This is a genomic window from Erwinia sp. 1181_3 (assembly GCF_052824965.1).
Genome location: NZ_VTDE01000001.1, coordinates 337,427 through 351,635, shown reverse-complemented (window position 1 = coordinate 351,635; position 14,209 = coordinate 337,427). Strand labels below are relative to the sequence as shown.

Here is a 14,209-nt window from a genome sequence, read left to right as displayed (position 1 = left end):
AGGGCATTTGAAGGATGAGAGGTGTGGCGAAAAGCTTATCCGGAAGCGTCTCTTTACCGATAATAATGTCAGTATGAGCCTTAACACAAATTCGCCTCCTCGCTATGGAGGGTTTAGTTAATGGGGTTTAAGGGTGTTTCAATCAGATTTGTCTGCTTTGCGTAGTGTTGCGATCGGTTTTGTTATCTTTCTGCCTGAGCGTTTTTGACGTCCCCTGACGGTAGAAAGTGTAAACAACCCTTTCATCAGTTTGGTCTGGTGCCCGACGACGTCATGGCCTTTATAGGGCTAACATGACGATTTTAATAGGAAACAGGGTAAGAAAAACACGGTGTATTGATTCGTTGCTAAGATAATCCTCATTTCAGCGTTACTCCATGAAACAGTGAGTGCCTGAGATTTATCCTGAAGAGCATCAAGGTTTACAGGAGGTTGATACTGTTGCAATGGCATTTTTTTACGGAATGGACCCATGAGTAATTCATTAATTATGTATTAATGAATATTTTAATATGTGACTTAATTGATTAGCTGTTTATGAATCGTTTATAAATAGATTAATTAATGATTCCCCGTATCTTGTTTACCTTTTGTTTGGGTTTTTCTTATGTGATTCTAATAATGTTCCAGGTATTTTCCTAAACCCTTGTCCCGCCCTGAAGGTGCGTTGATCTTTATCGTTTTCTGGTGTTAATTAAACAGGTTCCCAAAACGGTGAGACAAATGTGATGACACAAAAAAATCTGTCGGTGATTATCCCTGCGTATAACGTGGCGAATTATATTGTCGAGTGCATTGATTCTTTACTGGCGCAAATCCCTGCGCCGAATGAATTAATTATCATTAATGACGGTTCGACGGATGACACCCTGGAACGAATAGAACAACACTATGCCCGCGAAGAGCAGGTCCGTATCTTCACCATCCCTAATGGCGGATTGGGTCAGGCGCGCGACTACGGCATTGCGCTGGCACAGGGTAAATACATCTTCTGCTGTGATCCTGATGATGTCGTTTGTGAGGGGTTTTATGAGGAATTAAGCCAGATTACTACGCTTTATCCAGAGCTGGAACTCTTCTGTTTTAATTCACTCATGTTTGAAGACAATGATCCGGAACGTATCTACCCCAAAGTACAGCACCACCAATTTGGCTTGTTGCGTGCGCAGGATATTTTCCAGGGTCTGCTTAATAGTGGCGCGTATACATCGGCTACCTGGAATTACGTTCTTAAAAAAGAGATCATAGACCGGTTTCATTTGAAATACATTACCCGGCTGCATGAAGATCATAGTTTTACCGTAGAGGCATTTATGCGCTGTCGTATTGCCTGGGTGAGTCGGCACCTTTACTATCGGCAACGTATTCGCAGTGGCTCACTGACCAACAGTCATAAAAGTGACAGTTTTTTTCGCCAACGTTATGACGCCTTTCTCGGCTCGTATGAAAAATTAGTTAAACTGACCGATGGTGTGAGTGAAAAGGCCGAGCTTCGTCGTCTTTATCTTATTCACTCCTTCAGATTAATGATCCATCTCTCCCTGGCCAGTGGACAGCGGGTGCCCGATTATGTCATGAATGCGATTTATTATTTCGGGAAAACACTAAAGCCGGAAGGTGCGGTCAACTGGCTGCTGTTAAGACAACCCGAATTATATTCTCATCTGATCAGGATAAAGCGGAGTCTGCGTAAAGCATGAATGGAATCTCACATAAGGTCAGAGACTGATGGCTAAAGTAATCGATAAAAGTCTGTTAATTAACGTGCTGTCATTGCTGGCCTATCGCGGGACGTCCTTTATCTTCCCGCTGGTTACCCTGCCGTATCTGGCGCGCATTCTTGGCGTTGAGCATATGGGGCTGCTGGCGCTGGGTCTGGCGTGCGTGATGTACTGCAGCACGATTTCCGACTGGGGGTTCAATGTCTACACCACCAAGGACATTGCTCAACATCGCGACGATAAGCAGCGAGTGACGCAGCTATTCTGGTCGACGTTTAATGCTAAGTTGATCCTGGGCTGCTCAACGCTGGCGATCCTGCTGCTGCTGACCTGGTTTAACCCGGCGTGGCACGCGCTGTTCTATATCGTGCTGGCGAACTCTACGGTGTTGTTTGGCCAGTTGCTCTCTTTTGGCTGGCTGATGCAGGGGTTTGAAAAACTGGGTAAAACCTCGATTATTTCCACCGTCGGGCAGTTCTGTTCCATCCCCCTGACGTTTCTGCTGGTGAAGACGCCAGAAGACACCTGGCTGGCGGCGTTGATCCCGGGTGTAGTGGCCTTTATTACTGCCATCATCACCCTGAGTCTGGTAGTGCAGATGCGGGTTATTGGTTTCTACCGCTTTGAACCACGCGAAATAATGCAACGCATCAAAGACAGCCTGCATGTGTTTTTGGCGATCTTTGGTGCCAATTTATTCAATAACATTAACGTGCTGATCCTCGCCAGTATGACCAGCACCTATATGGTGGGGCTGTATAACGGTGCCGACCGCCTGAAGAAAGCCGCTAACTCAGTGCCGGAACAGATAGGCAATGCGTTTTTTCCGCGCGTCAGTCACCTGTTTCATAAAGATCGTGCTGCCGCGATTGCCGCAACGCGGAAAAGCATCACTCTGTCGTTTCTGATCAGTCTGTTTATCGTGGTGTTCACCTTCTTTTTTGCGGATTATGTGGTGCGGATCCTGTTGGGGGCGGCGTTTCATGACTCAGCCAATGTGCTGCGCGTGGTGGTGTGCGGCTTTATTTTTGGCAATATCAGTTACCCGGCCGGACTGCAAATCCTTATCCCGTACGGCCTGGCGAAACAGCGTATGCATGTGATGTTTATTGTCGGGCTGATTAACATCCCGATCTGCTGCCTGCTGGCATGGCAATATGGTGCCATCGGCGCGGCCAGTTCACTGGTGCTCTCAGAGTTCCTGGTGTTTGTTGGTATCCTGCGCATTATGGTCAAGCACGATATTCTGAAGGTCTATCTTGCCCGGCCAGCGGCATTTAAGCAGCCAGGCAATGAACAGGCCTGAATCAGGCGTTAGTCGCGGCGAAGGCGTGACTGACGCCAGTTCAGTAACGGTGTGACGGAAATGCCATGCACCACCACGCTGGCAACGATAAGCGTGAATGCCATATCCGCCATGCGTGCGGCCTCCGGGCCATCAAGCCCATGCGTATAGGCCCAGGCAATATAGTTGATACTGCCAATGCCGCGTATGCCCAGCCAGCCGATGGTGGCGCGTTGTAACGCCGGAGTATCAACACCCAGCGTGGCAATCCAGACCGAGAGCGGGCGGATGGCGAAAAACAGCAGGGCGGCCAGCAGGATGCCGGTGACGTTCCAGTGCTGCGCCAGTGTGACACCCAGAACAATAATAATGGCCGCGGCAAACAGGCGTTCAATCGTATCGCCAAACGACAGCGCATCGCTGACCACCAGTCCGGCTGAACCGACCGGGTTGGTCTGTTCCCCCTGGTGGCGAGCATTAGGATTGACCAGCTCCTCCGCAGGCGGATGGTAATCACTCTCCTGAAACGCTTCCGTTGGAAAGTGCCGCACCACGCGCATCTCGGCGCGGCGTAAACCGACCCCGGCAGCAAAGGCTGACAGAAAGCCGGAGGCATCCAGCGACTGTGCAATCGCATAGCTGAGCGCAATCAGCGCCAGCGCGAGAAAATCATTGGGGGCGACATCCTGATGGGTATGGCGCAGGTGCGAGGCATACTGCCCAATCAGCCGACCGAGCACAAAGCCGATCAGGCTTCCCCCCACCACCGCCCAGAGAACATCCACCAGCGCCCAGTGGCTGAATAACGTCCAGGATAGCTCGCCGCTGCCGGTGAGCAGCAATACTGCCAGCATCAGCAATGGCAGGGCTGTGCCATCATTCAGCCCGGCTTCACTGGAGAGCGAGACGCGCAGATTATCGTCATCGCGCGCATCATTCACGGAGATCAGGCTGGCGAGCACCGGATCGGTGGGGGCCACGATAGCACCAAACGCCAGCGCCAGCGGCCATGAGAATCCGGCCAGCCAGTGTGCTGCCAGCGTGACGCCTGCCACCGTGAGTAACATCCCGGGGAAAGCCAGTCGCAGCCCCATCCGCCATCCGGGACTGTTCAGCGGCAGACGCAGTTTCAGTCCGGTGATAAACAGTGAGGCGGCCATCGCGATTTCAGTCAGATTTTTTGCGAGGTGGGCGTGGGCAGCAATATCAATCTGTAGCAGATTCAGTACCCAGGGGCCACACAGGACCCCGGCGATTAAATAGAGAGCAAAAGCCGTCACCGGGCCCCGGCTTATCCAGCCAGAGGCGAGCGACATCAATAATAACAACCCGCCTGTGGCCGCGGTCCATCCAATAAATCCCATCTTTTCTCCGCTTGCGATACTTCATTGTGCCAATGTGCTCTATACAGGATAGAGCTTTTCCTGGTTTTGCCAGGAAAAGCGTGTGCGTAACGGAAAGAGGGGACAGCGATTAGCGACGTGCTGCCTGCGCCAGCGCTGCCAGCTGTGCGGTCAGATGCTGGCGGGTGCTTTCATCGGTGATGGTATCGCTCGCGGCATCAATACGGCTGGTGGCCTGGCCGATCATAATTTCCGGTTTATTCAGCACCTGGGCGTTAAGAAAGACCATGCTCTGACGCAGATGATACTGCGCACGTGCGCCGCCAATCATCCCCGGCGAGGCACTCTGGATCGCCACCGGTTTGTTGGCAAACGGATTCTCCGGAAGGCGGGACAGCCAGTCGATGGCGTTTTTTAGCGCGCCCGGCACCGAATAGTTATATTCCGGCGTCACGATCACCACGCCATCGGCGGCGGCAATTGCTTTACCCATTTCCAGTACTGCTGCCGGGATGCCTTCATCCTGAATATCGGCGTCATAGTGCGGTAAGTCGGCAATCGAACCGAGTGCGTGAATCTCAACCCCAACCGGAGCCAGCGCAGGCAGGTTGCGTGCCACAACGGCATTCAGTGAGGCTTTACGCAGGCTGCCCAGCAGGGTGACAAACGTCAGTTTGGCGTCTTCAGACATCATATTTTCCTTTAGTCAGTGTAAGAACCGTGAATCACACAGCGCCATCGTGCCCGATCTTTTCGGGTTTACGGCGATGCGGGGTCAATAAAATGAATCATTCTGTGCCGGGTAACGGCGCAAGGATTGTCATCACGCGCCCGGAGGTATAGTGTTAACACACTATTCATGTTTATCACCATCGGTGAATATTACCGTTGCGTGACCCGCTAAACCGAGGTTGTTTTGTCCAGCTATTCTCCAGCCCAGCGCCCAAGACGCTTGCGTCAGTCTGCTTCTCTTCGCACTTTGTTCCAGGAAAATACCCTCAGCCTGAATGATCTGGCTCTGCCGATCTTCGTTGAGGAAGGTCTTGATGACTACAAACCCATTGCCGCCATGCCAGGCGTGATGCGTATTCCTGAAAAACGTCTGGCGTATGAAATTGAACGCATTGCGAAAGCGGGAGTGCGGTCGATCATGACCTTTGGGATTTCGCATCATACGGATGCGGACGGCAGTGATACCTGGAATGAGAACGGACTGGTGGCGCGTATGTCACGTATCTGCAAGCAGACCGTGCCGGAAATGATCGTGATGTCCGATACCTGCTTCTGTGAATATACCAGCCACGGCCACTGCGGCGTGCTGCACGACCACGGCGTGGATAATGATGCCACGCTGATTAACCTCGGCAAGCAGGCCGTGGTTGCCGCGGCGGCGGGTGCGGATTTTATCGCGCCTTCGGCGGCAATGGACGGGCAGGTGGCAGCGATTCGCCACGCGCTGGATGCTGCAGGCTTTACTGACACTGCCATCATGTCTTACTCCACCAAGTTTGCTTCTTCTTTCTACGGCCCGTTCCGTGAAGCGGCAGGTACATCGCTGAAAGGCGATCGTAAAACCTACCAGATGAACCCGATGAATCGCCGTGAAGCGATTCGTGAGTCACTGCTTGACGAAAGTGAAGGTGCTGATGCGCTGATGGTGAAACCGGCAGGCGCCTATCTGGATATCCTGCGCGACGTGCGTGAGCGTACGCAATTGCCGCTGGCGGCTTATCAGGTCAGCGGTGAGTACGCGATGATTAAATTTGGTGCGCAGGCGGGGGCGATCAATGAGCTTGACGTGACGCTCGAAAGCCTGGGTGCCATCAAACGCGCCGGTGCCGATATTATCTTCAGCTACTTCGCGCTGGATCTGGCCGAGAAGAAAATCCTCTCCTGATTTAACGGGGCCAGCGATCTGCTGGCCCCCTTATTATCGCTTATTCGACGCGCAAAACGTCGGAAACCAGCTTCACTGACTCAATGTTAGAAAAATTCGCCACATCAGCGACAAACTCCTCGCCATGTTCAGCAATCACCTGTTCAAACGTCTCGATATCCGCACAGTAAATATGGCAGGCCGCAATAAACGGCGCGTTGTTATCCAGCGGCGTATCAATTTCATAGCTCAGACAACGTTCACCCATCCGTGATTTGATCAGCGGCAGGTGCACATCGCGGTAATAATCATGGTCGAAATGGGCATCGGCCTGACGTGGGTAAAGTACGCTGAATTTGATCACAGGTTTCTCCTCTGGTTAAGCAGCCACATAGGATGCTAAGAAAAAGATTATAACCAGTGATGGGCGAAGCGGGTTAGCGCATTGAGCGCTGCTGGCTGGGTGTTTGCCCAAACACCTGCTTATAGCAGGTGGAGAAGTGATTGCTGTTGGCAAAGCCACACAGATAGGCAATATAGGTAATGCTCTCCTCCGTATTGATGATCTTTTCCCGCGCCGAAACCAGCCGCAAACGTTTAATGTAATTGTCGGGCGTGAGTCCGGTGGTCTCTTTAATCTGGCGTTGCAGTGTGCGCTTACTCAGATAGAACCGATCGCTTAACGCCTCCCAGTCAATCTCTTCAAAACAGTGTTGTTGCAGGAAACCCAGCAGTTTGTGCAACTTGTATTTGGTCTGGCTTTTGGTGTGTTCATCCTGCTGGCAGGCCATATTCATCAGCAACTGAAAGAAGCAGGCTTCCCGCCAGCCGCTGTTCGTCTCCTCGTGGCGGGTTTGTTGACCGCTAAAAAGCTGCCCGATCATCTGTTTACACTGCGCTTTGGTTTGCGGCAGCAGCCAGTGATAACTGCCCGGCTGGGTTGCATCAAAACGCGCCAGTAACGCCCCGACATTGTTCAGCCACTGAAACGGCTGCTGGCGGTTGATCAGCACATTGATCAGGCGCAGTGTGCCCAGCTCATCATAGAAATGGCAGTCACCATCCTTAACAAAGAAAACGTCGCCCTCCTGGATAAAATGAGGTTTGCCGTTAATCACATGCAGACCATGCCCGCTCTCAACGATCACCAGCTCATTAAACTCATGGCGGTGCTCACAATTGTTATCTTCCGGGTCACTGGTATAGAGGGAAAACTGGTCACGCGCCGAGCTGAAATACTGGTCAAGCCGCAGGTTATTCATCTTTCACACATCTCACTCACTGATATCCGTTCAACTTAAGGGATTTCTCAACGGTGGGCGAGTCGGGTTTATCATTTTGTGATCGCTATCGGGGACACCTTTCCCGCAGCGCCAGTCCCGCGTTTTACCTGGCGGTTTCAGAATAGATCGCCCGCCAACCGTGGCTCTACACTCGCTGACTCTTGAACCGGTTAAAGGAGTCTTTTGTGGTCGCTGCCATGCAAAAACATAGCGAATTACGCACCCGCACTCATGCGGCGTTTCTTACCCAGGCCGATGCCATGCGGCCGGCGCTTTATCGTCAGCGGGTCATGCCGATTTCTGTCGTCACCATGATACCCGATGCGCTGACTATTCACGGCTGGCGCAGTGAAGCGCGCTTTACACCAGAGCAACTGAGCCAACAAACGTTTGCCAGCGGTGATGAATTTATTGTGGATTTTGGTCAGCATTGCGTGGGGTATCTCTCGCTGCGCTGTGAGGCGGCAGGCAGTCCCCCGGATGCCCCCGCGCACCTGCAATTTATCTTCGGCGAAATCAGTGCGGAGGTCGCAGAGCCGTTCTCCCAATACGATGGCTGGCTCAGTCGCAGCTGGCTGCAACAGGAGGACAGTTATCTGGATGTTCTGCCCGTGGAGATGACCCTGCCGCGCCGCTACTGCTGTCGCTATGTCAAAGTGCGGGTGGTTTCGACGTCACCGAAATACGGTCTGCGTTTCCCCACTTTCCATCTCGACACCGTCAGCTCCGCCAGTGACAGTACCCTGCAACAGGTACAGATTGCCGATCCCTTATTGCGGGAGATCGATGAGATCAGCGTGCGTACGCTCAAAAACTGTATGCAGGATGTCTTCGAAGATGGCCCGAAGCGCGATCGACGGCTGTGGCTGGGCGACCTGCGCTTACAGGCGCTGGTCAACTATCCCACCTATGCGCACAACGACCTGGTTAAACGCTGCCTCTACCTGTTCGCCGGGGTAACGCGCGAAGACGGTATGGTCTCCTCCAATCTGTTTATGCAGCCGCAGGTGATCGCCGACGATACTTTCCTGTTCGATTATGCGCTGCTGTTTGTCGCCACGCTGGAAGACTACGTGGCTGCAACGGGTGACCGGGCAACGCTGGACGATCTGTGGCCGACGGCGCGGCGCCAGATTGAGCTGTCGCTGCAACGTCTGGACGATCGCCATATTCTGCGTGATAGCGAAGACTGGTGGGCGTTTATCGACTGGCATGAACAGCTCAACAAACAGGCTGCCGCACAGGGCGTGCTGATCTATGCCCTGCGTAAAGGGATACAGCTGGCCCGGCGCTGTGATAAAGCCAACATCGCCTGGCTGGAAACCACGCTTGAACGCGTCAGCCAGGCGGCACTGACCCATCTGTGGGATGACGAGCAGGGCTTTTTTGTCAGCGGGGAAGCGCGGCAGGTTTCCTGGGCTGCGCAAGTCTGGTTGATCCTCGGCGAAGTGGGTGACGTGGCATTTCGTCGCCAGCTGTTAGCCCGCTTACAGCGTCATCCCCCGGTGATAAAAATGCACACGCCTTATATGATGCACCACTTTATTGAAGCGCTGCTCACTCACGGTGAACGTGAGCAGGCTGTTGCTGAAATTAAACGCTATTGGGGCGGCATGGTGCAGGCCGGGGCGGAGACCTTCTGGGAGTTATATGACCCGGATAATCCCGACTATTCACCCTACGGCAGCAAATTAATTAACAGCTACTGCCATGCCTGGAGTTGTACCCCGGCATGGCTGATTCGTCACTTTGAACTCTGAACAACAAATAACCTATAAATTCTGAGAGATGATTATGCCAACTTCACTTTTTGCTCTATGGCGTCAGCGGCTGGGCTACGGGGTAGCCGATCTATCCTGTAACCTGGTCTGGCAGTTAATTTCGTTGTACCTGATGTTTTTCTATACCGATATTATGGGGTTGCCTGCTTATTACGCCGGGCTGATGTTCCTGGTGACGCGGCTGGTGGATGGCGTCGCCGATGTGCTGATGGGGCTGGTGATTGATAATACGACGACCCGCTGGGGACGTTGTCGCCCCTATTTATTGCTGGGGGCGATCCCGTTCGGGCTGCTGTGTATGCTGGCCTTTTATTCGCCGGAGCTCTCCACGACCGGGCGTTTATTCTATGCCTTCGTCACCTATCTGTGTCTGTCATTCCTTTATACGTTCGTGAATATTCCCTACAGCGCGATGCTGCCGTTTATCACCAGTGACTCCCGGGAGCGCACCACGCTGTCGGCGGTGCGCATTGTGATGGGATCGCTGGGATCCACGCTGGTCGCGGTGCTGACGTTGCCGCTGGTGAAAAGCCTCGGGCAGGGGGATCAGGCGCAGGGTTTTCTGTATACGGCGATGATTTTTGGCGGCATTGCGGCCTTTTTCCTGCTGCTCAGTTTTCGCAGCGTGGAGGAGCGAATTCAGGTTCAACAGGAGCGTATGACGCTACCGCGTGCCTGGCAGGGGCTGAAAAGTAACCGACCGTGGGCGGTATTTGCCGTGAATATCTTCCTGATGTGGGGGGCGTTCTTCTTCCAGACCGGGGCGCTGGTCTATTTCTTTAACTACTACGTGGGGGACGTCAATATCACGGCAGTGGCTGCCGGGATCTCTACGTTTGTACCGTTGCTGGGGACGTTGACCGTGCCGTTACTCGCTGCGCGGATGAAAAAATGTCACGTCTATCTGCTGTCCAGTGCCATCAATGTACTGGGAATGCTGGTGATGATCGTGGCAGATACGCATGTCACGGGTCTGCTGATGGGGGCCACCATCCTCTCCATTGGCGCCGGGCAGCGAACCGCTATCTACTTCTCCATGCAGGCCGATCCGGTGGATTACGGTGAATGGAAAACCGGGATTAATACCGCCGGGATACTCACCTCCGTGAACGGCTTCCTCGGCAAAGTGGCGATGGCGGGCGCCGGAGCGATAACGGGTATCCTGTTGTCACTGGGTGGCTACCATGCCAACCATGCGCAGAGCACAGAGGCGCTGCTGGCGATTAAAACCTGCTATCTGTATATCCCGCTGGTGCTGATTATTCTGTCGATGATCTGGATGGGGAAATATTACCGACTGGACAACGACTACGAGAATATCCGCGCGGAATTAGCGCGCCGTAAAGCCTCGTCTGCCACTGAGACCTCACCTTCAGACCCGGATTCGCTGCCAACCCCGCAGCACTGATCACCTTCAAACAGGAACGGATAATGCGTAAAAGTCCTCTTTACGTGGCGCTCTGCTGCGCGCTATTGAGCTGCCCGATGGCTCAAGGCGCCACAGGATTGACCATAGAACAACGCCTGGCACTGCTGGAGCAGCGGCTGGAAAAAACGGAAGCAGAGGCCAGCAGTGCACGCCTCAGCGCGCAGCAGGCGAGTGAAAAAATGGCCCAGGCTGAGGCGCGCGCCGTGCGTGCAGAGCGTCAGCTGGCAGCGGCACAGCCGGCAGCATCGCCTGCTGCCCCAGCGGTAGCGGCCACTGAGAAAGACAATGGGTTTGAGTTTTCCGGCTATGCCCGTTCCGGCGCATTGCTGAGCGGCAGCGGACGCGGTGCTCACGGTGGGCCGGGAGTTTCTCCCGCCAGTTCTATCGGCGGCGACGCGCATATTGGCCGTCTGGGCAACGAGAAAGACAACTATGTTGAGCTGAGTTTCATTAAGAACCTGACGTTTAACGATGGCTCCTGGGCCAGATTTAAAACCATGCTGGCCGACGGCGCGAATAATCCCGATCCGTGGGTACAGGATAATGACAGCCACCATCTGAATATTCGTCAGCTGTATGTGGAAATGGGTAGCCTTGCCGATTTCGGTGGCCCGCTAAAAAATGCCACGCTGTGGGCCGGTAAACGCTTCGATCGCGATAATTTCGATATCCACTTTACCGACAGCGATATTGTCTTTCTGGGGGGCACGGGCGGTGGGATAAATGACGTGCAGTGGACGCCGGGCTTCCACAGTAATTTCTCACTGTATGCGCGTAATTTTGGCGATCTCGGCAGCGACCGTTACAACGACAACGATGTGCAGAACGTGATGCTGACGGCCAACAACTACTGGGGCAATCTGCAATGGATGCTGACGGGAATGAGTGCGCAAGGCAACGATGACCTGCAAGACAACACCTCGACCACCGGCAGCTATGCCACCCGCAGCGATAACACGGCCAAAAATGGTGCCTATACCATGCTGGCCTGGCATGATAAACAGCGTTTTTATGGTCTGCTGCCCGGCACATCAGAGAGTGCGTTGCAATATGGTCGCGGCCTGGGGGCTGAAGCACGGCAACCGGGAAGTGATGGAGATTTGACGCGGAATGCACAGTCTCTGCGCTTCGCCTCTTACGGTATTGTGCCGCTGAGTGAACGCTGGGAACTGGCACCGTCAGTGATTGCCCAGCACAGTGAAGACCGTTATCGCGAGGGGGATCGCTATGACTGGGCAACGTTCAATCTGCGTGCTTCACAGGCTATCAGCCGCAACGTTGCGCTGCTGTATGAAGCGTCCTGGCAGTATATGGATCTCGACCCTAATGGCAGAAGCTATCGCAGTGATGGCGCGCTGAATCAATACCAGGCTGTGAAAGGGGACTTTTACAAGCTGACGTTTGCCCCGACCTTTAAGGTGGGGGAGGTGTTTGATATTAAGGCACGGCCGGAAATCCGTTTCTTCGTGACGTATATGAACTGGTCGAAGGATCTGGATCGGTATGCAGTGAATGATGATTTTGGCAGCGCCGGGTTTAGTGCAGGAGGGAACTGGAGTTTTGGCGTGCAGAGTGAAATCTGGTTCTGAGTGAGGCTGGCGGTCCGCAGAATGCGGACCGCCAGGGTAATCAGTGCCCCATCGGGACATTAAACGACTCGGTGTTTTTATCACCTGCCTTAGTGCCCAGCAGTTCTGATTCATCCACGTTGACATTGAACTGTTTCAGGACCAGACCGTGAATTTTCTCCAGCGACACGCCAGCCGTCTCTGGCAGATAGCGGAAGGTAAAGAAGTACATACCCAGCGAGAAAATCGCGAACAGCAGCAGCGGGAAGCCACCGTGGAACACGTCCAGCAAGAAGGCGTTACTGTTTAAAATCGGGAAGGTGGTGCTGATGATAAAGTTAGCCATCGACATCATGCAGATGGAGATACCGACGCACACCGAACGGATTTCCGTCGGGAAAATCTCACCCAGCACGGTCCAGACGATCTGGCCCCATGAAATACCGAAGAACACCATGTAAGCGAACAGACCGACCACGGCCAGCAGGCCAGGCAACTGATAATAGAAGGCGACAAACGAGTAGGTCAGAAACACGCTGGAGGCGATGGCACCCATCAGCAGCAGCTTGCGGCGTCCCACCCGGTCAATCAATGACATCCCGATCAACACCCCGACCAGTTGACAAACGGACAGCCAGAAGGTCACCAGCAGCGCACTGTCGGTGCTGGACGAGACGTTTTTCAGCAGGGACGGGCCAAAGTACTGGATCACGTTAATACCGCTAATCTGATTACCAATGGCCAGACCGATACCGATCACCAGTAAAGGCACCGTGGTTTTATCAAGACGGAATTTGGTTTTATGCTGATTCGCTGCCTGGTGGCTGAAGGAGCGTTTGATCTCACTAAACACGGTTTCAGCATGTTCTTTATTCGAGATTTTAGTCAGTGTGTCCAGGGCGGCTTTATCGCGTCCTTTCAGCACGTTCCAGCGCGGTGACTCAGGAATAAACAGAATGCAGAACAGGAACAGCGCGCAGGGGATCAGCGCCGTGGCGAGGATGTAGCGCCAGCCCATATCGATCATCGCTTCCGGCGCCATGGATTTATTAATAAAGAAGTTGGTTAACAGCACGACGGACTGGCCGCCAACACAGCAGACAGCGTAGAGCGCTGAGGTGCGTCCGCGAAACTTTGACGGTGACAGCTCGGCCAGATAGATAGGGGAGATCACCGATGCCAGCCCAATCGCCAGCCCGCCCAGCATGCGCATAATCACGAAGGTAGTGAAGTTGTGCGCCACCACGGTGCCTGCCACCGACACGGTGAAGATAAAGGCGGTGATCGCCAGTGAGTTTTTGCGGCCCAGCTTATCGCTGAGTTTAGGGGCGATGAAACAACCGATCAGGCTGCCGAGCAGAATGTTTGACACCGCCCAGCCGGTTTCGCTGGGGGAGAGTTGGAAATAGTCACTCAGTGGTTCGATAGCACCGGAGATCACCGAGGAGTCATACCCCAAAAGCAGCCCACCAAATGCCGCCACCGTGCAACAGAGCATTACGTACTTCATATTATAACGCGTTTGCCTGGTATCCATTTTTTAACCCTTTTCAAAGCTGGCCACAGAGCGGCCTGTCACGATGGGACTGCGATTCCCATCTCGTTTTATTTGTTAACTCAGTGGAATGTATGTTCTATTCGGTACGTATTGAATTGAATATTTCGAAATCTGTGAGCGGGTTAAAACTATTTAAGCGATTGTTGCACTGAGCGGTGATTTTGGTGTGAGATAAACAGGTTTCATTACCCCTGGTTATGAAATGGTGGCGGGTGAAAAGTAAAAACTGAATTTAATCAGTGATATGAAAAATGGCGTTGGATGGGTATTATGACAAAATCGGCGCGTTGGGGAGGGGGTAAACCGTTTTTTTTCAGTGGAAATACGATCAAAACGGCCCATTTAACGGATTGAATTTTTCAAAT

At 53.3% G+C, this 14,209-nt stretch carries 11 protein-coding genes; 6 read left to right on the top strand and 5 right to left on the bottom strand.

The features are described from left to right. The first annotated feature begins 728 nt into the window (after positions 1 to 728). Together FY046_RS01590 and FY046_RS01585 are read left to right on the top strand one after the other, a co-directional pair. A complete protein-coding gene (locus FY046_RS01590) occupies positions 729 to 1,700 on the top strand; it encodes a glycosyltransferase family 2 protein (RefSeq protein WP_159336709.1) in 972 nt (323 codons plus the stop codon). 28 nt (positions 1,701 to 1,728) lie between these two features. Then, positions 1,729 to 3,027 (top strand): flippase, encoded by a 1,299-nt coding sequence (locus tag FY046_RS01585; RefSeq protein ID WP_133841741.1) that lies wholly within the window; start codon positions 1,729 to 1,731, stop codon positions 3,025 to 3,027. 8 nt (positions 3,028 to 3,035) lie between these two features. Here FY046_RS01585 and FY046_RS01580 read toward each other — a convergent pair whose 3' ends face one another. Beyond that, positions 3,036 to 4,370 carry a cation:proton antiporter gene (locus tag FY046_RS01580; RefSeq protein ID WP_446185631.1) on the bottom strand — a complete coding sequence of 445 codons (1,335 nt, stop codon included), beginning with the start codon at positions 4,368 to 4,370 and terminating at the stop codon, positions 3,036 to 3,038. 109 nt (positions 4,371 to 4,479) lie between these two features. Beyond that, positions 4,480 to 5,040 (bottom strand): NADPH-dependent FMN reductase, encoded by a 561-nt coding sequence (locus tag FY046_RS01575; RefSeq protein WP_133842135.1) that lies wholly within the window; start codon positions 5,038 to 5,040, stop codon positions 4,480 to 4,482. A gap of 225 nt (positions 5,041 to 5,265) precedes the next feature. Here FY046_RS01575 and hemB point away from each other — a divergent pair, with 225 nt between their 5' ends. After that, positions 5,266 to 6,246, top strand: a complete 981-nt coding sequence (hemB, locus tag FY046_RS01570; RefSeq protein ID WP_133841743.1) for a porphobilinogen synthase — start codon at positions 5,266 to 5,268, stop codon at positions 6,244 to 6,246. A 40-nt stretch (positions 6,247 to 6,286) separates the two neighbouring features. On the opposite strand, the gene FY046_RS01565 is transcribed toward hemB, so the two are convergent. Both FY046_RS01565 and FY046_RS01560 read right to left on the bottom strand, forming a co-directional pair. Next, on the bottom strand, positions 6,287 to 6,589 hold the full coding sequence (locus FY046_RS01565; RefSeq protein WP_133841744.1) for an EthD family reductase: 303 nt from the start codon (positions 6,587 to 6,589) through the stop codon (positions 6,287 to 6,289). 73 nt (positions 6,590 to 6,662) lie between these two features. After that, a complete protein-coding gene (locus FY046_RS01560; RefSeq protein ID WP_133841745.1) occupies positions 6,663 to 7,487 on the bottom strand; it encodes a helix-turn-helix domain-containing protein in 825 nt (274 codons plus the stop codon). Positions 7,488 to 7,693: 206 nt separating this feature from the next. Between FY046_RS01560 and FY046_RS01555 the strand changes: the two genes are divergently transcribed. From FY046_RS01555 to FY046_RS01545, 3 genes are read left to right on the top strand one after another with little or no spacing between them, the layout of a single operon-like run. Continuing rightward, entirely contained in the window at positions 7,694 to 9,268 is a 1,575-nt protein-coding gene (locus FY046_RS01555) for an alpha-L-rhamnosidase-related protein (RefSeq protein WP_446185630.1), read from the top strand. A gap of 34 nt (positions 9,269 to 9,302) precedes the next feature. Beyond that, positions 9,303 to 10,697 (top strand): MFS transporter, encoded by a 1,395-nt coding sequence (locus tag FY046_RS01550; protein ID WP_159336471.1) that lies wholly within the window; start codon positions 9,303 to 9,305, stop codon positions 10,695 to 10,697. Positions 10,698 to 10,720: 23 nt separating this feature from the next. Next, positions 10,721 to 12,307, top strand: a complete 1,587-nt coding sequence (locus tag FY046_RS01545; protein WP_167863757.1) for a carbohydrate porin — start codon at positions 10,721 to 10,723, stop codon at positions 12,305 to 12,307. 40 nt (positions 12,308 to 12,347) lie between these two features. Here FY046_RS01545 and FY046_RS01540 read toward each other — a convergent pair whose 3' ends face one another. Beyond that, complete coding sequence (locus FY046_RS01540) at positions 12,348 to 13,823, bottom strand: sugar porter family MFS transporter (protein ID WP_133841748.1); 1,476 nt, start codon at positions 13,821 to 13,823, stop codon at positions 12,348 to 12,350. Between the last annotated feature and the right edge of the window lie 386 nt (positions 13,824 to 14,209).